The 20,942-nt window shown below is 61.7% G+C and carries 17 protein-coding genes; 14 read left to right on the top strand and 3 right to left on the bottom strand.

Annotated elements, in window-relative coordinates; translation table 11 throughout:
- Positions 1 to 6 precede the first annotated feature (6 nt).
- The 3 genes from SLW74_RS20170 to SLW74_RS20160 are packed head-to-tail and all read left to right on the top strand — an operon-like array spanning position 7 to position 2,551.
- Complete coding sequence (locus tag SLW74_RS20170; protein WP_065991339.1) at positions 7 to 1,050, top strand: aminoglycoside phosphotransferase family protein; 1,044 nt, start codon at positions 7 to 9, stop codon at positions 1,048 to 1,050.
- Between the two features lie 58 nt (positions 1,051 to 1,108).
- The gene (gene murU / locus SLW74_RS20165; RefSeq protein ID WP_410929883.1) at positions 1,109 to 1,777 is read left to right on the top strand and encodes an N-acetylmuramate alpha-1-phosphate uridylyltransferase MurU; all 669 of its coding nucleotides are present in this window, start codon (positions 1,109 to 1,111) and stop codon (positions 1,775 to 1,777) included.
- Positions 1,778 to 2,551 (top strand): DnaJ domain-containing protein, encoded by a 774-nt coding sequence (locus tag SLW74_RS20160; protein WP_410929882.1) that lies wholly within the window; start codon positions 1,778 to 1,780, stop codon positions 2,549 to 2,551.
- 53 nt (positions 2,552 to 2,604) lie between these two features.
- On the opposite strand, the gene SLW74_RS20155 is transcribed toward SLW74_RS20160, so the two are convergent.
- A complete protein-coding gene (locus SLW74_RS20155; protein ID WP_410929881.1) occupies positions 2,605 to 3,588 on the bottom strand; it encodes an alpha/beta hydrolase family protein in 984 nt (327 codons plus the stop codon).
- A 222-nt stretch (positions 3,589 to 3,810) separates the two neighbouring features.
- On the opposite strand from SLW74_RS20155, the gene SLW74_RS20150 reads away from it, so the two are divergent.
- The 7 genes from SLW74_RS20150 (at position 3,811) to SLW74_RS20120 (ending at position 12,531) form a co-directional block, all read left to right on the top strand.
- Entirely contained in the window at positions 3,811 to 5,799 is a 1,989-nt protein-coding gene (locus tag SLW74_RS20150; protein WP_410929937.1) for a histidine kinase, read from the top strand.
- Positions 5,796 to 6,425 (top strand): response regulator transcription factor, encoded by a 630-nt coding sequence (locus SLW74_RS20145; RefSeq protein ID WP_065991344.1) that lies wholly within the window; start codon positions 5,796 to 5,798, stop codon positions 6,423 to 6,425. Before SLW74_RS20150 ends, SLW74_RS20145 begins: the two co-directional genes overlap by 4 nt.
- 293 nt (positions 6,426 to 6,718) lie before the next feature.
- Entirely contained in the window at positions 6,719 to 7,843 is a 1,125-nt protein-coding gene (locus SLW74_RS20140; RefSeq protein WP_065991345.1) for an ABC transporter ATP-binding protein, read from the top strand.
- 90 nt (positions 7,844 to 7,933) lie between these two features.
- The gene (locus tag SLW74_RS20135) at positions 7,934 to 8,965 is read left to right on the top strand and encodes a polyamine ABC transporter substrate-binding protein (RefSeq protein WP_192134871.1); all 1,032 of its coding nucleotides are present in this window, start codon (positions 7,934 to 7,936) and stop codon (positions 8,963 to 8,965) included.
- A gap of 111 nt (positions 8,966 to 9,076) precedes the next feature.
- A complete protein-coding gene (locus SLW74_RS20130) occupies positions 9,077 to 10,324 on the top strand; it encodes an ABC transporter permease (RefSeq protein WP_065991347.1) in 1,248 nt (415 codons plus the stop codon).
- A gap of 11 nt (positions 10,325 to 10,335) precedes the next feature.
- The gene (locus SLW74_RS20125; RefSeq protein WP_065991348.1) at positions 10,336 to 11,160 is read left to right on the top strand and encodes an ABC transporter permease; all 825 of its coding nucleotides are present in this window, start codon (positions 10,336 to 10,338) and stop codon (positions 11,158 to 11,160) included.
- A gap of 222 nt (positions 11,161 to 11,382) precedes the next feature.
- Positions 11,383 to 12,531 (top strand): iron-containing alcohol dehydrogenase, encoded by a 1,149-nt coding sequence (locus tag SLW74_RS20120; RefSeq protein ID WP_410929880.1) that lies wholly within the window; start codon positions 11,383 to 11,385, stop codon positions 12,529 to 12,531.
- A 149-nt stretch (positions 12,532 to 12,680) separates the two neighbouring features.
- Here SLW74_RS20120 and SLW74_RS20115 read toward each other — a convergent pair whose 3' ends face one another.
- On the bottom strand, positions 12,681 to 14,174 hold the full coding sequence (locus tag SLW74_RS20115) for a helix-turn-helix transcriptional regulator (RefSeq protein WP_410929879.1): 1,494 nt from the start codon (positions 14,172 to 14,174) through the stop codon (positions 12,681 to 12,683).
- Between the two features lie 313 nt (positions 14,175 to 14,487).
- Here SLW74_RS20115 and SLW74_RS20110 point away from each other — a divergent pair, with 313 nt between their 5' ends.
- From SLW74_RS20110 to trpE, 4 genes are all read left to right on the top strand, one after another.
- Positions 14,488 to 15,480 carry a hypothetical protein gene (locus SLW74_RS20110; RefSeq protein WP_410929878.1) on the top strand — a complete coding sequence of 331 codons (993 nt, stop codon included), beginning with the start codon at positions 14,488 to 14,490 and terminating at the stop codon, positions 15,478 to 15,480.
- A 215-nt stretch (positions 15,481 to 15,695) separates the two neighbouring features.
- The gene (gene rpe / locus SLW74_RS20105; RefSeq protein WP_192134865.1) at positions 15,696 to 16,367 is read left to right on the top strand and encodes a ribulose-phosphate 3-epimerase; all 672 of its coding nucleotides are present in this window, start codon (positions 15,696 to 15,698) and stop codon (positions 16,365 to 16,367) included.
- Positions 16,368 to 16,414: 47 nt separating this feature from the next.
- Positions 16,415 to 17,197 (top strand): phosphoglycolate phosphatase, encoded by a 783-nt coding sequence (locus SLW74_RS20100; RefSeq protein ID WP_065991385.1) that lies wholly within the window; start codon positions 16,415 to 16,417, stop codon positions 17,195 to 17,197.
- Between the two features lie 68 nt (positions 17,198 to 17,265).
- Complete coding sequence (gene trpE / locus SLW74_RS20095) at positions 17,266 to 18,747, top strand: anthranilate synthase component I (RefSeq protein WP_065991353.1); 1,482 nt, start codon at positions 17,266 to 17,268, stop codon at positions 18,745 to 18,747.
- Positions 18,748 to 18,804: 57 nt separating this feature from the next.
- Here the strand turns inward: trpE and estP are convergent, their stop codons facing one another.
- On the bottom strand, positions 18,805 to 20,745 hold the full coding sequence (estP, locus tag SLW74_RS20090) for an esterase EstP (protein WP_410929877.1): 1,941 nt from the start codon (positions 20,743 to 20,745) through the stop codon (positions 18,805 to 18,807).
- Positions 20,746 to 20,942 lie beyond the last annotated feature (197 nt).

Here is a 20,942-nt window from a genome sequence, read left to right as displayed (position 1 = left end):
CTTGCAATGCCAGATCAAGATGTACGCCTGCAACACCTGAAAGTTTGGCTCGATGAGCAGCTCCCGCGTTTATTTGAGGCCCAGGGCTGGGGGCCAATCCCCCCGGCCACGTTGACTGCCGCCAGTAGCGATGCCAGTTTCCGGCGCTACTTCCGCTGGGAGGGGGAGGGCCGCACTTTTATTGTCATGGACGCGCCGCCCCCCCAGGAAAACTGCAAACCCTTCGTGGATATCGCTCATTTATTGAGCGGGTCGGGCATTAATGTTCCGAAAATTTATGCCGAAGACCTGAGTCAGGGCTTCCTTTTGTTGAATGACCTGGGTCGTCAGACCTACCTGGATGTGATCGACGAGCGAAACGCCGATCAGCTGTTCATTGACGCAATCGACGCACTGCTCGCCTACCAGCAACTGCCGATGGACGCGCCGTTGCCGAGTTACGACGTGGCACTTCTGCGCCGCGAGCTGGAACTGTTCCCCGAGTGGTACGTGAAGCGTCATCTGGGCGTGGAGTTCGATCAGGCGCAGCAGGCCAGTTGGCAGGCCGTCAGCGATCTGCTGATCGAGAGCGCGCTGGCCCAGCCGAAGGTGCTGGTGCACCGCGATTACATGCCGCGCAACTTGATGCTCAGCGAACCGAACCCTGGCGTGCTGGATTTTCAGGACGCGGTGTACGGCCCGGTTACCTACGACATCACCTGCCTGTTCAAGGATGCATTCCTGAGCTGGCCGGAGGCGCGCGTAGCCGGCTGGCTTGAGCTGTATTGGAACAAGGCCGTCGCGGCGGGCATCCCGGTGCAGGACGAATTCGATGAATTCCGTCGTGCCAGTGATTTGATGGGCGTGCAGCGGCATTTGAAAGTGATCGGTATTTTCGCCCGTATCTGCCACCGTGACGGCAAACCACGCTACCTAGCCGATGTGCCGCGCTTCTTCTCCTATATAGAAGCGGTGTTGGCGCGACGCCCGGAGTTGGTTGAGTTGAGTAATCTGTTGACCAGCCTTGGCCATACAAAACCGACACAGGCAAAACCAGCATCTGTCGGGTAATGGGATGGACTGCCATTGAAGAGGGACTGCACGTGAAGATTGTCTTGATGAGGGCCGCATGAAAGCGATGATTCTGGCGGCGGGCAAAGGCGAGCGCCTGCGCCCGTTGACCCTGCACACGCCCAAACCGCTGGTGCGAGCCGGCGGCGTTCCACTGATTGAATACCACTTGCGCGCGATCAAAGCGGCCGGCGTTGAAGACGTTGTGATCAACCATGCGTGGTTGGGCCAGCACATCGAAGATCATCTCGGCGACGGTCGCCTGTGGGGTTTGAATATCCGTTACTCCCCTGAGGGCGAGCCCCTTGAGACGGGCGGCGGGATCTTCCGTGCGCTGCCGCTGCTGGGCGACGAGCCTTTTATCGTCGTCAACGGTGACATCTGGGTCGACTTCGATTTCAGTTCATTGACGAAACCGCTCAAAGGGCTTGCCCATCTGGTGCTGGTGGACAATCCGCCGCATCACCCCGCGGGCGATTTCGCGTTGGTCGACGGGCAGGTGCACGACGACGCAGCTCGGCCGCGCCTGACCTACAGCGGCATCGCGGTCCTGCACCCGCAACTCTTCGCGAAATGCAGCGGGGGCGCATTCAAGCTGGCGCCCTTATTGCGTGACGCCATGGCGATAGGCCTGGTGACCGGCGAACGTTTTGCCGGCCGCTGGGTGGATGTCGGTACCCATGAGCGACTGGCCGAAGTCGAGCAGATGCTTGCGGTGAAGCCCTAGATGCTGTGGCCATTCACGGTGGTCGGCGGTGGCGTCGGGTATCTGATTGCCAGCATTCCGGGTGCCATGCTCGGTGCACTTCTGGGACAGGCGCTTGATCGGCGGCTGCATTTCCGGAGCTGGGCGGAGATGCGCGAGCGTGCCAGCGGCCGCACCGTACCGCGCGATGACGAGCTCATTTTCATTCTGCTGGGTCGTCTGGCGAAGAGCGAAGGTCGGGTGGTCGACGGGCATATACAGCAGGCGCGCGTTGAAATGCGCCGACTGGACCTCAGCGACGCGGCGCAACGGCGGGCGATTCAGGCGTTCAATCGGGGCAAGGACGGGCGCGACAATTTGCGCGTCCACCTCACGCGCCTGAAAAGCCAGCCCCACGCGGCAGAAGGTTTGTTGCGCGCCTGTTGGCGCATGGCGTGGGCGGATGGCAGGGCGTCGCGCACCGAACGCGAGTTGATCGTGCTGTGGGGCAAATGGCTGGGCTGGGCTGCGGGCAAAGTCGAAGGGTTGTCATCGACCGAAGACGAACAACGTTCGAGGGGCGCTCCCGCCAGCAGTGGCGGCGAGTTTCAGGACGCGTTGCGTCTGTTGGGGGTGAAAGCGGATGCCGAACCTGCGCAGATCAAGCGCGCCTACCGTCGATTGCTGAGTCGTCACCACCCGGACAAGATCGCCGGCAGTGGCGCCAATCAACTACAGGTCCGTGATGCCACCGAGAAAACCCGCGAGCTGCATCATGCCTATGCAGTGATTCGCGATCGGCGCGGGTTCCGCTGACGCTTCCTTTTGAAGGCTGCCCCGCCCACGGGCAGCGTCGAAGGCGGTAATCGCTACTTTGCTGCGTCCCCTTCCAGCCAACCCCGGACGCGGCGAAACAGTTGATCCTGCTCCATCGCCGGATTCCCGGGAATCGCACTCAACGCCACTTGGGTAAATCGAGCGTTTTTAGTTCGTTTGCTAACGTCCAGTCGGTCTTGTGCCTGCTGACGTGGCACCGGACGATCCTTGTTGACGAAGTCTGCTGTCGGGACTTTCAGCGTCGGCAGCAGCTCCATCAGCCCTGGCGTTTCCTTTCCGGTGTCCACGGCCGTGACCATGACCAAGCGTTGAATAGCCGGCGAGGGGCGCTCGCTCATGTATCGCGCTGCCCAGTAAGCGCCGCTGCCATGGCCGAGGAGGACGATGCTGCGGGCCTTGTTCTGCTGGGCGAACGCCACGGCGCTGTCGATCCTGGCGAAGATTTTCTCGGCGTTGGCCTTGGCCACTTCCGCCTGGGCAGATGCCTGCTCGGCAGCCGCTGCAGCTTCCGCTTCGGCTGTGGCCGCAGGGTCGGGGGCTTTCACCGCAGCGTCTTTGGCTTTATCGCCGCCACCCGCCGCTGCCGGGGCATCCGCCGCACGGGCAAAAATACCGTCGTTGTGAGCGTCCGGCATGCTCAGACTGAGGCTGGACCACCCGACGTCCGGCAGCTTGCGCCGCAGCGGTGCGACCGCAATCGGCCAATCCGCTGACTCATCGGCGCCCGGCACGATGATCACTGCGCCTTTGGGCTCATCGACGTTCGCCGGTTTCCACAACGCCAGAAAGGTCTCGTCGCCCGCCTGCAATTGCTGTTGCTCGACCTGCGGCACCTGACGCTCAAGCGCCAGGGTGTCTTCTTCGGTGCGTGACGGCAATGCGGCCCGCTCGACCGGCGCTTCAGCCGACTTGGCGTCTTTATCCGGCGCCGGGTCCGCGGCCATGACGAGCGGCGAGCAAGGTAGTATCAGTGTCAGGCACAGCGCAGGAAATAGTGCGCGAAGGGTGTAGGGCATCGAGTATTCCAAAGGCCGGAAACAATTCCGGCAGACTAATGGGTTGACGGCTGTTTGTCAGGCCAGGCAATCGCCGCGCTTCAGCGAGCGACAGGCACAGCGCATGATCGGCATGGAATTCAGAGAAATGGAGACGACAGTTTGAGAATCCGTGCGCTGTGCCTTCGGGTTATCGGCGATACCCGCGCGCTCTTGATCGGCCTGATGCTGATCGTGCTGCCGATGTCGCACCATGCCGTCGCCTCACCCACCCAGGCCGACCCCTTGAGCCGCGAGCAGCGGGAATGGCTGACCCAGCGCGGGCCATTGCGCGTCGGGCTCGTCCTGCAAACACCCTACGCCCAGCTCGATCGTCGCGCCCAGCAGTTATCCGGCGCCAACGTCGACCTCATCAATCTCATGGCAAAGACCCTCCGGGTGGAGCTGCTGTGGCGCAGCTATGCCGATCAGGCCGAGCTTGAAAAAGCCCTCGCCGATGGGCAGATCGACTTCGCCCCGGGCCTGACCCAGACGCCTGCCGGCTTGCGCCTGTGGCTGTATTCCGATCCGTACATGCGCGTGCCGCAGTTGATCGTCGGCGAACGTGACGGCGCCGGCGCGGTGGATCTGGAAAAGCTCGACAGCCAGGTGCGCGTTGCCGTGCGCATGCCTAGCACCACGGCTGACTACCTGCGCAGCAATTACACTCACCTCAATCTGCAAGGCGTGCCTCTGGAACGTCAGGCTTTGCAGCTCTTGCTCAGCCAGCAGGCGCGCTACGCGGTCATTGATGAAGCGCAGCTCAGCCGTTTGTCCCGCGAGGCCGAGTTTGTCGGGCTTGCCGTGGTCGGTGACATCGGCTTTCCGCAGTTGCTGCGCGTGGCATCCCGAAGGGACACGCCGCAGCTCGCCGAAATCATCAGCCAGGCATTGAGCTCCATTCCGGCCCGGGATCTCGAGCAGTTGCACACACAGTGGCTGCAGCCCAAATACCCGCAGATCAGTGAATCGCCGGGGCTGTGGAAGAACATCGCGCTGCTGCTGTTGGTCCTGCTCCTGGCCAGCGCGGCGATTGTTTACTGGCAGCGCAAACAACAGCAGCAACTGGAGAAGCAGCTGCTCACTGCGCGGGATGACATTGCCAAGCGACTGGCAGGGGAGGAGGCATTGCGGCTGGCGCAGTTCTCCATCGATCAGAGCACCGTCGGCATTCTCTGGGTCAACTGGGACAGCCATGTGCGCTACGCCAATCAGGCCGCCGAAACCATGCTGGGTTATGCGCCGGGTGGGGTGGTGGACCGGCCGCTGATTGATTTCGAGCCGGGGCTGAACATGGATCGCTGGCTCAATCTGTGGAAAACCGCTCGCTCCAGCGAGGAAGGGCCGCAGAACTACGAAAGCAATTGCGTGCGCGCCGATGGCAGCATCCTGCCTGCCGATGTGTCGCTGAGCTTTCTGCGCTTTCGCGATTCCGAGTATCTGGTGGTGTTCATCACCGATGTGACCGACCGGCGCCGTTCCCTGGCCGCGCTGCAAGAAAGTGAAGCGCGCTTGCAGGTGCTGGCCGAGCAGTTGCGCGAGCTGTCGGCGCACCTTGAAACCGTGCGCGAAGAAGAAAAGGCGCGCATCGCCAGGGAGGTTCACGACGAGCTGGGTCAGATGCTGACCGTGCTCAAGCTCGAAACGTCCATGTGTGAACTGGCCTACGCTGATCTCGACCCTGGCCTGCGGGATCGCTTGAACAGCATGAAGCGCCTGATTGCTCAGTTGTTCCAGTTGGTGAGGGACGTGGCGACCGCGCTGCGACCACCGATTCTCGATGCAGGCATTGCCTCGGCCATTGAGTGGCAGGCCCGACGCTTTGAAGCGCGCACCCAGATCCCCTGCCTGGTGCAGGTGCCGGACAATCTGCCGAGCCTTCCGGATGCAACGGCCATCGGGCTGTTCCGCATCCTTCAGGAGTCGCTGACCAACGTCATGCGCCACGCCGAAGCGCACACGGTCGAGCTGAGCCTGACGCTGAGCGACAGCGTGCTGTGCCTGCGCATCGCCGATGACGGCAAGGGCTTCGATCTGGGCGCCGAGCGTCCGGCCTCGTTCGGACTGGTGGGCATGCGCGAGCGGGTTCTGATCATGGGCGGGCAATTGCATCTGGACACCTTGCCCGGAGAAGGCACAACCTTGCGCATCCACATTCCGCTGGACCCGATCGCTGAGGAGCACGTGCATTGATTCGCGTATTGGTTGCCGAAGATCACACGATTGTCCGAGAGGGCATCAAACAGCTGATCGGCCTGGCAAAGGATCTGCAAGTGGTCGGGGAGGCCGGCAATGGCGAGCAGTTGCTGGAGGCGTTGCGTCACATCCCGTGCGAAGTCGTGCTGCTGGATATCTCCATGCCAGGGGTCAACGGCCTGGAGGCGATCCCGCGAATCCGCGCGCTGAGCAATCCCCCTGCCATTCTGGTGCTGTCGATGCACGATGAGGCGCAAATGGCCGCGCGGGCCCTGAAGGTCGGCGCCGCCGGGTACGCCACCAAAGACAGCGACCCCGCGTTGCTGCTGACAGCGATCCGGCGAGTGGCCGCAGGCGGGCGCTATATCGACCCGGACCTGGCTGATCGCATGGTGTTTGAAGTCGGGCTCACGGACAGCCGGCCGTTGCACTCATTGTTGTCCGAACGCGAGTTTTCAGTGTTCGAACGCCTGGCCCAGGGCGCCAACGTCAACGACATCGCCCAGCAACTGGCGCTGAGCAGTAAGACCATCAGTACCCACAAGGCGCGCCTGATGCAAAAGCTGAAAATCAACTCGCTGGCCGAGCTGGTGAAGTATGCGATGGAGCACAAGCTGGTCTGAGATCACCGGTCTGAAAACGACCAGTCAGAAGACCTTTATTAACGCCCTCGTGGCCAGGTGCGCTCCGGCAAAATGACCGCAATCCCTTGTAGGAGCGAGCTCGCTCGCGAAGACGCTATTTCAAGCGCCGAATTACTTTCAGGCAGCGTACCTATCCCCGCCATCCCTGTAGGGCAATCCCTACCCGAAACCTTCCATCCCACCTAGGCCATTCTCTCTCACGCCCCGATTTGCGTGGCCTTCAGCCTCATCTAGGCTTGATCCCTACGGTGGATCAAACAAAGGTGTGGGCAATGAGCAACGTCGATTCAAGCGCTGGGGCGAGTGATGTTCTGGTCAGCTTTCGCGGTGTGCAAAAGAGCTACGACGGCGAAGCCCTGATCGTCAAAGACCTCAACCTGGATATTTGCAAAGGCGAATTCCTCACCCTGCTCGGGCCATCCGGTTCCGGCAAAACCACCAGCCTGATGATGCTCGCCGGCTTCGAGACACCGACTGCTGGCGAGATCCTGCTGGCCGGCCGTTCGATCAACAACGTGCCGCCGCACAAGCGCGACATCGGCATGGTGTTCCAGAATTACGCGCTGTTCCCGCACATGACCGTCGCTGAAAACCTGGCGTTTCCGCTGTCGGTGCGCGGCATGAGCAAGACCGACGTGGCCGAAAAGGTCAAACGCGCCCTCGACATGGTGCAGCTCGGCACCTTCGCCCATCGTTACCCCGCGCAGCTGTCGGGTGGTCAGCAGCAACGTGTCGCGCTGGCCCGGGCGCTGGTGTTCGAACCGCAGCTGGTGCTGATGGACGAACCCCTCGGGGCACTCGACAAACAGCTGCGCGAACACATGCAGATGGAGATCAAGCACCTGCACCAGCGCCTGGGCGTGACCGTCGTCTACGTCACCCACGATCAGGGCGAAGCGCTGACGATGTCGGACCGCGTCGCGGTGTTCCATCAGGGCGAAATCCAGCAGATCGCCCCACCGCGCACCCTCTACGAAGAGCCGAAAAACACCTTCGTCGCCAACTTCATCGGCGAGAACAACCGCATCAGCGGCACCTTGCTCAGCCAGAGCGGCGACCGCTGCGTGGTGGGCCTGGCGCGCGGCGAAAAAGTCGAAGCGCTGGCGATCAACGTCGGTGCCACCGGGAGCCCGGTCACGCTTTCCATTCGTCCCGAGCGCGTGAACCTCAACGGCCGCAGCGAGAGTTGCGTCAACCGCTTCTCCGGCCGCGTTGCCGAATTCATCTACCTGGGCGACCACGTGCGGGTGCGTCTGGAAGTGGCCGGGAAAACCGATTTCTTCGTCAAGCAGCCCATCGCCGAGCTTGATCCGGCGTTGAGCGTTGGCGATGTCGTGCCCATTGGATGGCAGGTCGAGCACGCGCGCGCCCTGGACCCGTTGCTGGATGCACATTGATACACCCGCGTGACGCGTCAACCGAAGAACCCAGAGGCGAGCCAATCGCCCCCATCGCTTAACCAACATTGTTCGTGGAGAGAAAAACTGATGCTCAAGACATTGAAGCTCACCGCCTTATCGGTCGGCATGATGTGCGCCGCGCAAGCCATGGCAGCGGACCTGACGGTCATTTCCTTCGGTGGCGCGAACAAGGCGGCCCAGGAAAAGGCCTTCTACGCGCCGTGGGAAAAGGCCGGCAACGGCAAGATCATCGCGGGCGAGTACAACGGTGAGATGGCCAAGGTCAAAGCCATGGTCGACACCAAGAGCGTGACCTGGGATCTGGTTGAAGTGGAATCGCCAGAGCTGTCCCGCGGCTGTGACGAAGACATGTTCGAGTCGCTGGCGTCGGTCGATCTCGGCAACAAAGACAACTACGTAAAGGGCGCAATTTCCGAGTGCGGCGTGGGCTTTTTCGTCTGGTCCACCGTGCTGGCCTACAACGCCGACAAGCTGAAATCCGCACCGACCGGCTGGGCTGATTTCTGGGACACCGAGAAATTCCCGGGCAAGCGTGGCCTGCGCAAGGGCGCCAAATACACCCTGGAATTCGCGCTGATGGCTGACGGCGTTGCGCCGAAAGACGTCTACAAGGTGCTAGGGACCAAGGAAGGCCAGGATCGCGCCTTCAAGATGCTCGACAAGCTCAAGCCAAGCATTCAGTGGTGGGAAGCAGGCGCACAGCCGCCTCAGTATCTGCAGTCGGGCGACGTCGTGATGAGCTCGGCCTACAACGGTCGGATCGCTGCCGTGCAGAAAGAGAGCAACTTGAAAGTGGTCTGGACCGGCGGCGTGTATGACTTCGACGCATGGGCCATTCCGAAGGGCGCGAAAAACGCTGAAGAAGCGAAGAAGTTCATCGCTTACTCCCTCAAGCCAGAGCAGCAAAAAACCTATTCCGAAAACATCGCTTACGGCCCGGCCAACACCGGTGCGGTCCCGTTGCTGAGTGCTGAAACCCTGAAAAATATGCCGACCACCCCTGAGAACATCAAGGATCAGGTGCAGATCGACGTGAAATTCTGGGCCGACTTCGGTGAGTCGCTGGAACAGCGCTTCAACTCTTGGGCCGCCAAATAAGCGCACTGCCCAGTAAGCACTTGGTTGTGAGTTAGATCCGGGTGCGTCGTCTGAACTGTCTGAAAGCAGAGCAGGGGACGCGCTCTTTGTTGAGAGATTTCGGAGTTCACTATGGCCACCGCCGTGCCCCTGACTGAAGGCGCCAGCCCGACCCTGAAGCAACGCCTGGCCCGTGCCGAGCGCGTCAATCGTTGGAAGGCTCAGGCGTTGATCGCGCCATTGGTGATCTTCCTGCTGCTGGTGTTTCTCGTGCCGATTGCGGCGCTGCTCTACAAAAGCGTCAGTAACCCGGAAGTGGTGGGTGGCATGCCGCTCACGGTGGTGGAAGTGGCGAAATGGGACGGCAAGGGGCTGCCGCCTGACGCGGTCTACAAAGCCGCGAGCCAGGACCTGGCCGAAGCGCGCAAGAATCAGACCCTGGGCGATCTGTCCAAACGCTTGAACCAAGAGCTGGCGGGCTACCGCAGCCTGTTGGCGAAAACGGCCCGCGCCATGCCATTCAAGGAAGAGCCGGCTTCTTATAAAGAGGCCCTGGAAGCCATCGATGAACGCTGGGGCGATCCCGCGTATTGGCAGGCGATCCGCCGCAACACCTCAAGTTTCACCCCCTATTACCTGCTGGCCGCTGTCGACCACCGCATCGATGACCTCGGTGAACTGGCACCGGCCACACCCGATCAGGCGATTTACATGGACATCTTTGCCCGCACCTTCTGGATGGGCCTGGTGATCACCGTGATCTGCCTGCTGCTGGCCTACCCGCTGGCGTACCTGTTGGCCAATCTGCCTGCGCGGCAGAGCAACCTGTTGATGATTCTGGTCCTGCTGCCGTTCTGGACGTCGATCCTGGTGCGAGTCGCCGCCTGGATCGTGTTGCTGCAATCGAGCGGCCTGATCAATGGCGCGCTGATGGCCATGGGCATCATCGATAAACCGCTGGAACTGGTGTTCAACCGGGTCGGTGTTTACATCTCGATGGTGCACATCATGCTGCCGTTCATGATCCTGCCTATCTACAGCGTGATGAAAGGCATCTCGCCGACCTACATGCGCGCGGCGATCTCCCTGGGCTGCAACCCGTTCGCCAGTTTCTGGCGCGTGTACTTCCCGCAGACCTACGCCGGTGTGGGCGCGGGCTGTCTGTTGGTGTTCATCCTTGCCATCGGCTACTACATCACCCCGGCGCTGCTCGGCAGCCCGAACGATCAGATGGTCAGTTATTTCGTGGCGTTCTACACCAATACCAGCATCAACTGGGGCATGGCGACGGCGCTGGGCGGGTTGCTGCTGCTGGCGACCGTTGTGCTGTACCTGATCTACAACTGGCTGGTCGGCGCCAGCCGCCTGCGTCTGAGCTGAGGAGAACGACCATGTTGAGCCCTTATTCCTCGCCGATCGAGCGGGTCTGGCATTACACGCTGCGCACGTTATGCGGGTTGATTTTGTTGTTTCTGGTGCTGCCGGTGCTGGTGATCGTGCCGCTGTCGTTCAACTCCGGGAGTTTTCTGGTCTACCCGCTGCAGGGCTTTTCGCTGCACTGGTATCAGGACTTTTTCGGCTCGGCCGAGTGGATGCGCGCGCTGAAGAACAGCCTGATTGTCGCTCCGGCTGCCACGGTGCTGGCGATGGGTTTCGGGACGTTGGCGGCCATCGGGCTGACGCGCAGTAACTTCCCTGGCAAGGCGCTGGTGATGGCGCTGGTGATTTCGCCGATGGTGGTCCCGGTGGTGATTGTCGGGGTGGCGAGTTACCTGTTTTTTGCCCCGCTGGGTCTGGGCAATAGCTATATCTCGCTGATCCTGGTGCACGCCGTATTGGGTGTGCCGTTTGTGATCATCACCGTGTCTGCCACGTTGCAGGGCTTCAATTACAACCTGGTGCGCGCAGCGGCCAGCCTGGGTGCTTCGCCGACGACGGCGTTTCGGCGTGTGACCCTGCCGCTGATTGCGCCGGGGGTGATCTCCGGAGCGCTGTTTGCTTTCGCGACCTCGTTCGATGAAGTGGTCGTCACGCTGTTTCTCGCCGGTCCGGGCCAGGCGACCTTGCCCCGGCAGATGTTCAGCGGCATCCGCGAAAACCTCAGCCCGACCATCGCAGCCGCGGCAACCCTGCTCATCGGATTCTCCGTGGTGCTGCTGCTGGTGCTGGAATGGCTGCGCGGCCGGAGCGAGAAACTGCGCACGGCGGTGGAGTGATCAAAACCCACCGGAGGAACTGGCTGAAACGAGAATGGTAGGACCGGCTTTAGCCGGGAAGACGTCAGGTGGCACACCGCAGATTGATAGCGCACACCGAGGGATCTTCCCGCACCACAAAACTGACGCCCCGCACGATCCGGTCTATGTTTGACTCAGCGCATGCCAATCCTGCCTTGTAAAAGAGCCACGGCTCCAACAGCAACATAAAGGACGAGCCCGATGAGTGTTTCTGCTTTCAAGATCGCCAACAAACTGATCACCGGCCCCGCCGCGATTGAGCAGTTGTCCGCCGAGCTGACCCGGCTCAACGTCCAAAACCCGCTCATCGTCACCGACGCGATACTGGTTAAGTCCGGAACGGTCGACCTCGCACTGGCGCAATTGGGCGGCCGTCGTTATGGCCTGTTTGATCGGGTCAAACCCGAGCCCGAAATCTCTATCGTCGAGGACTGCACCCGGGCCTACCGAGAGGGCGGTCACGACGGCCTGATCGGTGTGGGCGGCGGCAGTGCCATCGACATCGCCAAAGGCGTCGCCGCGTTCGCGAGTCACGAAGGGCCTCTGGCCGAGTTGTTCGGCGTTGATCTGGTCAAACGCAAAGGCCCCCCGCTGATTGCCATCCCGACCACCGCAGGCACCGGTTCGGAAGTCACCAACGTGGCGATCTTTTCAGACAAGCAGGCACAGCTGAAAAAAGGCATCGTCAGCGATTACCTGTTACCCGACGTTGCGCTGGTCAGCCCATTGATGACTCTGACCTGTCCGCGCAGCGTCACGGCAGCCAGTGGGGTGGACGCCCTGGTTCATGCCATCGAAGCCTACCTTTCAGTCAATGCCTCGCCGATCACCGACGCCATCGCGCTGGGCGCCATCAAACTGATCGTCAAGGCGTTGCCCAAGGCCTACGCCAATCCTTCAAGCCTGCAAGCGCGAGAAGACATGGCCACCGCCAGCCTCATGGCCGGCATGGCGTTCGGTAATGCCGGGGTTGGCGCAGTGCATGCGTTGGCGTATCCATTGGGAGGGCGGTTCAACATCGCTCATGGCGTGAGCAACGCGCTGTTGCTGCCGTATGTGATGGAGTGGAACAAGCTGGCCTGCGTCGAACGGATGCGCGACATCGCCGATGCGATGGGGATTCGCGTCGCGCACTTGAGCGACAGGGACGCCGCAGACCTGGCAGTCAAAGCAATGGTCGACTTGTGCGCAGCGGTGGAAATCCCGTCCGGGCTGCGCAGCTTCAACGTGCCCGAAGACGCCATTCCCGCGATGGCCGAGGAGGCCAGCAGGATCGAACGCCTGATGCGCAACAATCCACGGAAGCTGACCGCCGCCGACATCGAGAAAATCTACCGCGCGGCGTATTGATCAGGCTGGTCAGGCCATGAACCTCTCTTGCCCCTAGGGCTGAGTTTCAGTGATTCTCGCTGACCCGTATGGGTCAGCCACACCCCTAGCGTAAAACCCGGCCGTCACCCCATGAAGGTGACTACGCCCCCGCCCCACTGGCGCACCACTCAGCGTTTGCTGTTGCCCTGACTGGCGAACAGGTTTCGCTCCCTCGCCCAGACGATGGCTTCCGCCCGGCTGTGCACGTCGAGCTTTGAATACACCGTCGCGACGTGGTTACGAATGGTGTTGAGCGCCAGGTTCAATCGCGCAGCGATTTCCTTGTCCGCCAGCCCTTCACAGATCAGCCCCAGTACATCCCGCTCGCGAGCGGTGAGGTCGGTGAACGAGGCGCTGGGCAGATGCCGGGCATTGACACGCTTGGCATTGGCCAGCTTTTCGATCAGCGTCTGACTGAACCACGAGGCGTCCTGCATCACCGTCTCAATGGCCTCGACCAGCTCAAGCTCGGATCGCTTGCGCTCGGTGATGTCCATCAGCACGAAGAGGTAGCAGGCATTGTCTTGAATGGTCACGGTGTCAGCGGCCAGCACGCAATCCATCGACTCGCTGCCTTTCTTGCGGACCTTCAGATCGAGCCCGTCGACGCGACCGTTGGTTTCCAGAACGTTGAACAGCCCGTCCATCACAGCGCCATCTTCGATGAAGCCCAGCTCGGCAACTGTCCGGCCGATCAGCTCCTGGGGTGTGTAGCCCAAGGTGTTGAAGAAAGCCTCGTTGGCTTCGACGATCTGTTGCCGATCCGCCGTGCACACCAGCGTGGGCACCGGTGTCAGCCTGAATGCCTTGGCAAACCGCTCTTCGCTCTGGCGCAGTGCGGTTTCGGCTTTGCGTCTGGGCTCAAGGTCAGTGAACGAGAACAGCATGCAATCTTCTTCGTTCATGTCCAGCGGCTGCCCGGCGACGATGACCAGTTTGGTACCGCCCTCCGGCAGCTTCAGCTCGGCCTGCATCTGCGGGATGGTCGCGCCCTGATTCAGTCGCTCGATGGCGAGGTCCTTGCGCTCGGCGTTTTCCAGCACGTCCACCTCGTAGACCGAGCGGCCAATGACGTCCTCCCGCGAGTGCCCGGTCATTTCCAGAAAGCCCTGATTGACCTTGATGAAGCGCAGGTCGCTCAGGCGGCAAATGACGGCGGGAGCGGGATTGGCATTGAAGGTTTTCTCGAAACGCTGCTCGGCGCCGGCCCACTCCGTGGCGTCGGCCAGAATCAGCACCAGCGATTCAGGTGAGCCGGTGCTGTCTTCGAGCACCATGCTGCGAACGCGATGCACCCAGCTGCGCTCATCTGCTTCGCCGGTCCTGCTGATCTCGATGAGCACATCGCTGAACACCTCACCTGCCGCCACGCGGCTGATCGGATATTGATCAACGTCTAGCGGGTGATTATTGCGATAACGCAGGGAGAACTTCTCCCGATAAGCCTCGCCGTTGGCGCCCAGTTCGCTAATCTCCTCGACCCCGTGCATCAGCAGCGCCGCTTCGTTGGCCCAGATGATGGTCTGATCGACCTCCACCAGCATCACCCCGTCCGACAGACCCGAGATGATCTGCTGCAACTGGCGGCGGTTGGTTTCTCTGGCGAGGATGGCCTCTGACATGCTTGCTCTCCTGACGTCTCAATGCGGTCGGGCTTCGGTCAGCCGGGCGCTCCACGCTATCCGACCGGCTGGCAAAAGCTTAGTGCTGCAGCTTAGTGCAGCCGTGTCGGCGAGGGTCGGTGCGAATGCACCAGATGAAGCGGTGCAAATGCGCCATCACAGCCCTTCGCGCGCTGATCAAACTGATGCCACGTCGCATGAGACGCGGCGAGTCAGCCCTCGCAGGCTCGCCCTTATCAACGCAGGTGGTGCATTTGCACTGACACCTCGATTGCACGCTTGATCTGCATCCCCTGCACCAGAGGAAATTTTCATGGCTTCGACTTACGCAACATCTGCCGCATTGGGCAACGCTTCGCCATTCCGTGTGTCGTGGGGATCGGTGTTTGCCGGTGCGGCAATCACGTTGGTGACCTACCTGGTGCTGAGCGTGCTTGGCACGGCGATCGGCGCGGGCGCGCTGGATCCGATGGCCCAGGGCAACCCGCTGAGCGGCTTCGGCAGGGGCGCCGGCGCCTGGTTGTTCATCAGTACCCTGGTGGCCATTGCCGCCGGTGCCTGGGTGTCGGGGCGCACCGCGCCGGACCGCGGCGGTCTGCATGGTTTGCTCAGCTGGACGGTCAGCACGTTGCTGACCACCTGGCTCATCGCGTCGCTGGCGGGATCGCTGGTCGGCACTGCCGGCAACATCGCAGGCAAGGGCCTTTCCCTGGCGGCCGATGGCGTGGCCGCTGCCGCACCGGGTGTGGGTCAGAGCATCAAGCAACAGCTGGATAAGAACGGCATCAGCCTGGATTGGGACAGCCTGAAATCACAGCTGGACACCACCCTGAAGCAGTCCGGCAAGCCAGAGCTGGATCCCTCGAAGCTGGATCAGAAAGCTGACGTGGCGGGCGCCGATGCCAGGCAAACGGCAGAGCAGGCCTCCACCGATCCAACCCAGGCCGGCGATCAGTTGAAGCAATGGTTTGATCGCGTCCAGAAAGCGGGCGAACCGGCTTTGAATGCCGCCGACAAAGACGCGCTGGTCAACATCGTGGCGGCCCGCACCGGTAAGAGCAAAGCTGAGGCGCAGCAGATCGTCGACAACTATGCCCAGGCCTATCAGCAAGCAGCTGCGAAAGTCGCAGAGCTGAAGGTGCAGGCTGAGCAACAAGCCCGTGAAGCGGCGGATGTCGCGGCCAAACAGGTCTCCAAAGCGGCGTGGGGCACGTTCTTCATGCTGATCATCGGTGCTGCGTTGAGCTTTGGTCTGGCTCGGTACGCCCTGAGCTCACGTCCTCGTCTGCTGCTCGAGACCGTTTAAGGGGGCAGCAATCGGCTGGCGTTGCCGATTCTCAACCGCTGAACCAAGCCAAGGCCCGGTGCGCAATGCTGTGGCACCGGGCGTTGTGCCTTTAACGGCGCCGTTCACGCCACCGGAATCGAGCCTCTCGACCAACACGCTTGCGACCCAACGCACGTTTCAAACTCTTGGAGTACAATGCGCGCCACCGTGATTTCGCTCATAAAAGGTGCGTCATGCAGCCCTTCGCTATTGCTCCTTCGATTCTGTCCGCCGATTTCGCCCGTCTGGGAGAGGAAGTCGACAACGTCCTGGCCGCTGGCGCCGACATCGTCCACTTCGACGTCATGGACAACCACTACGTCCCCAACCTGACGATCGGACCTATGGTCTGTGCGGCATTGCGCAAATACGGCATCACCGCGCCTATCGACGTTCACCTGATGGTCAGCCCGGTGGATCGCATCATCGGCGACTTCATCGAAGCCGGCGCCACTTACATCACCTTCCACCCGGAAGCGACCCAGCACATCGACCGCTCCCTGCAACTGATCCGCGAAGGCGGCTGCAAGGCAGGTCTGGTGTTCAACCCGGCGACCCCGCTGAACCTGCTCGAATACGTCATGGACAAGGTCGACATGATCCTGCTCATGAGCGTCAACCCAGGCTTCGGTGGCCAGAAATTCATCCCCGGCACGCTCAACAAGCTGCGCGAGGCTCGTGCGCTGATCGATGCGTCCGGTCGCGACATCCGTCTGGAGATCGACGGCGGCGTCAACGTCAACAACATCCGTGAGATCGCCGCAGCCGGTGCTGACACCTTCGTCGCGGGCTCGGCCATTTTCAATGCGCCTGATTACCGCGAAGTCATTGCGAAGATGCACGCAGAACTGGCGTTGGCCCGTTGACCAGCGGCTTCGAACAGCTGTTTCCGGGACGTCTGCCCAGGCTGATCATGTTCGACCTCGACGGCACACTGATCGACTCGGTGCCGGATCTGGCCGCAGCGGTGGACAAGACCCTGATCCAGCTCGGCCGGCCGCCGGCGGGCATCGAACGGGTACGTGACTGGATCGGCAACGGCGTACGCGTGCTGGTTCGCCGCGCCTTGGCGAACGGCATGGATCACACCGCCGTGGACGAAGAGTCCACCGAGGCTGCGCTGGCGATTTTCATGGAGGCCTACAGCGGCAGCCATGCCCTGACCAAGGTCTACCCCGGCGTGCGCGAAACCCTGAAATGGCTGCAGAAGATGGGCGTCGAGATGGCGCTGATCACCAACAAGCCGGAACGCTTCGTTGCCCCCTTGCTGGATGACCTCAAGCTCGGGCGATTCTTTCGCTGGATCGTCGGCGGCGACACGCTGCCGCAGCAGAAGCCCGACCCGGCCGCGCTGTTTTTTGTCATGAAAATGGCCGGTATACCGGGGTCTCAGTCGCTGTTCGTGGGTGACTCGCGCAACGACGTGCTGGCGGCCAAAGCGGCGGGTGTCGCCTGTGTGGCATTGAGTTACGGCTACAACCACGGCCGTCCTATCGCAGAAGAGTCACCGGCGCTGGTGATCGATGATTTGCGCATGCTGATTCCGGGCAGTTCTGCCGGTTGCTTAGCGCAGGGCGCTGAGATAACGTTGCCCGACATCAAGTCTCCCTCCTTTAGAGAATCCATCGTGGTGGTCACTCGCAAACTCTGGATGAAAGTCATCAAGGCCCTGGCCCGCTGGCGTTGGCGCGCCTGACTTGAACCTGGCCGGAGCCCCGGCGCGTTTGCATCCCTGACCGTTTTCCCTCAGACCACGAGGCTGATATGACCCGCGAAGAATTCCTGCGTTTGGCCGCTGAAGGCTACAACCGCATTCCCCTTGCCTACGAAACCCTGGCTGACTTCGACACGCCGCTGTCGATCTATCTGAAGCTTGCTGACGAGCCCAATTCCTACCTGCTTGAGTCCGTGCAGGGCGGGGAGAAGTGGGGGCGTTACTCGATCATCGGACTGCCGTGCCGCACGGTCATGCGTGTGCATGACCACACCGTCAGCGTGACCCACGACGGTGTCGAGATCGAGCGCCTGGAAGCCGAAGACCCGCTGGACTTCGTCGAGACCTTCAAGGCCCGCTACAACGTCCCGACCATCGCCGGTCTGCCACGCTTCAACGGCGGTCTGGTGGGGTATTTCGGTTATGACTGCGTGCGTTATGTAGAGCCGCGTCTGGGCGCATGCCCGAATCCTGATCCACTGGGCGTGCCGGATATTCTGTTGATGGTGTCGGATGCCGTCGTGGTGTTCGATAACCTGGCCGGCAAGATGCACGCGATCGTGCTGGTCGATCCGGCTCAGCCTGAAGCCTATGAAGGTGGCCTGGCGCGACTCGAAGCGTTGATGGAGAAACTGCGTCAGCCGATCACGCCCCGCCGCGGTCTGGACCTGACCCGTCCGCAGGCGGCGGACCCGGTGTTCCGTTCAAGCTTCACCCAGTCGGATTATGAAAAAGCCGTCGACACGATCAAGGAATACATCCTCGCAGGCGACTGCATGCAGGTCGTGCCGTCGCAGCGCATGTCCATCGACTTCAAGGCCGCACCGATCGACCTGTACCGCGCGTTGCGGTGTTTCAATCCGACGCCTTATATGTACTTCTTCAACTTCGGCGACTTCCACGTCGTCGGCAGTTCGCCGGAAGTGCTGGTGCGGGTCGAAGACAATCTGATCACCGTCCGCCCGATTGCCGGGACGCGTCCCCGTGGCGCCACCGAGGAAGAAGACCACGCGCTGGAAGTCGACTTGCTCTCTGACGACAAAGAGATTGCCGAGCACCTGATGCTCATCGATCTGGGACGAAACGACACCGGGCGGGTTTCGGAAGTCGGTTCGGTGAAGCTCACCGAGAAGATGGTCATCGAGCGTTATTCAAACGTCATGCACATCGTGTCGAACGTCACCGGCCAGCTGAAGAGTGGCCTGACGGCGATGGATGCGCTGCGGGCCATCCTGCCGGCGGGCACTTTGTCGGGCGCGCCGAAGATTCGTGCGATGGAAATCATCGACGAACTGGAGCCGGTCAAGCGCGGTGTGTACGGCGGCGCAGTGGGCTACTTTGCCTGGAACGGCAACATGGACACCGCGATCGCTATTCGTACCGCGGTGATCAAGAACGGCGAGCTGCACGTGCAGGCTGGTGGCGGCATTGTCGCGGATTCTGTGCCGGCGCTGGAGTGGGAAGAAACCCTCAACAAGCGCCGCGCGATGTTCCGCGCCGTGGCGCTGGCGCAGCAGACGCCAGAGGCTTGAAGATTTAGAAGTCCCTGTGGGAGCGCCACCCCGGTCGCTCCCACATGCCTGGTAGCTTCAGAAATCCAGACTCACCGCCAGATTCACCCCTTGCTGGGTCACGTCATCATTCTTGCGCCAGTTATAGCCGGCACGCAGTGTGAGGTCGGGCGCCAGCTTCTGGCTCAGGCCCACGCTTGCGCGATTCAAACTGCGCTGGGGGTCATAGCCTTTCAGATCAAAATCCAGGCCGGGCACGCTGTTCAGCGCGATGGTCACGTCCTGCTGGTCGGTCTCGAACTCACGCTCATGGGCCACTTCGCCAAACACCTGGGTCTGCGGCGTGACGTCCAACTTCCCTTGAAGCCCCGCGCCTAGCCGCTTTGACTTGCGCGTCTGGTCGTCGTAATTGAGTGCGGTCGCGCGAGCACTGTCCTCCGAGTAGCCATCGACGTTGACGTGGGAATAGTCGGCGCTGATGAACGGCGAGAAATGCCAGCGACTGCGCTGTTCGGCCAGGTCGAAGCCCACGCGCCCACTGACCGCCCACAGGTCGCCGTCGGTGTCGCCTTTCTCCGCGCCTTCGCTGATGCCCAGCGCGAACTTGCGCTTGAGGTTGTCGTAGTCGAGTTTTCCGCCTGAGGCCGCCAGTTCTGCCCACCAGTGCTGCGCCTGATACTGCACGAATGCGGTCGCGATATAGCTGTTGAGTTTGTAGTCCGAATCCTTGGCGCCGGCTTCGAGTGTTTGCCGGTAAGCACCTGCAACCAGCCCGGCTCTCCAGTCTTCAGCGAAGCGATAGCTGCCGCCCACCGTGAGGTTGTAGCCGTGACCGTCGCCGCTGGCGGAATTGCCTTGCGCGTCGAAATCCAGTTTCTGACCGCCACCGGCGACGATGGCGCGCCATTCACCGACGTTCTGCCAATTGCCCCAATCCGCCAGCCACTGACTGCGCAGTTCATCCTGCTGCGCGCGCAACGTTCCGTTGGCCATTTCCGGCAGCAGCGTGATTTCCCACGGTGCGGACAGAATCGAATACCCGTAGTCGGCGATCAGACGCTGACCCGCGACGGTCGGGTGCACGCCGTCGTTGAACAGCAGTTTGGTCGGATCAGGCGTCAGGCCGCCAATCCCGTAAACGCTGTTGGCGGTGCAGTTGTTGCCGTTGAAACAGGTGCCGACCAGGTTCTGATCGGCCGCCAGCCCATAGCGCGCCGGCTCGGTCAGTACATCGCGTATGAGCCCCGGCACATTGAGCGGAATGATCTCGGCATCGATTTGCCCCAGCCGATTGATCAACTGCTGGTTGAACACCCCGCTCAGCAACGACGATGGCCCCTGCAATGGCGTGCCGAATACAGCAGGCGTGCGGCCGATGTCAGGCAGCAGCCAGACCATGATGTAACGCGCACCGGCCTGGGACAGGATTTGTGCGCCGTTCGCCAGGTTGTTCGCCGCGTTGACTGCCTGTCCCGCGCTCAGCACCCGGCCCTGAAGGAAGTCATTGCCGCCCCCGGTCAGGTAGTAAAGGGCGTTGGGGTCAGCCCGCGAGCTGTTTTCAACCAGATAACCGGGTCGCGTCCGGAACACCGTTGTCACGCCGGTCGAGGCGTCAGTATTGGCAATCTGAGATTGGGTGGTGATCGCCGCGAGAATCTGATCGGTCCGGTCGCCACCCACAGCCCAGTTGTTGCCATCCGGCAACCCTTGCGCCGCGCGGACGGGGGAGGTCGATGCCTGCAAATCCCCGGGCGCCACGCCAAGCATTTCGCCCAGCAGCGTCGATGAGTTCAGACCGAATGCCTCGCCGCTGCCGTTCAGGTATGTCGGGCCGGTGCGGTTAGTGAAACGCAAGGTGGCGCCGGGTGGTCCGCCGGCATCGGGAAACTGCCCGGCGTCGGCGAGGCTGTCGCCAAATACGATCATCGTTGAATAGGGGGAAGAGGCGGCCAGGGCCGAGGAACAGGCGAGCGAGAGCAGGCAAGCCGCGAACGGCCAGCGCAGTGTGGCTTTGATCATGGGGGCATCCCTTATTGTTTTAGTGCTGTACGAGAAGGTAGCAGCCGCGACACAAATCGCCCACGATGCCGTGGCATTCACGGCAAATATTCTGTACCGGCCTTCAGGCTGCGATCTGCACCTTGCGGGCATTCAAATCCTGCCAATCGGCCGCTGCCCCGCGCCATCCGGGCACTGCGATATTGCGCGCCCTGCGG

The organism is Pseudomonas sp. W5-36 (assembly GCF_046540455.1).
Lineage (GTDB): Bacteria > Pseudomonadota > Gammaproteobacteria > Pseudomonadales > Pseudomonadaceae > Aquipseudomonas > Aquipseudomonas graminis_B.
This window is presented reverse-complemented; position numbering and strand designations above follow the sequence as displayed.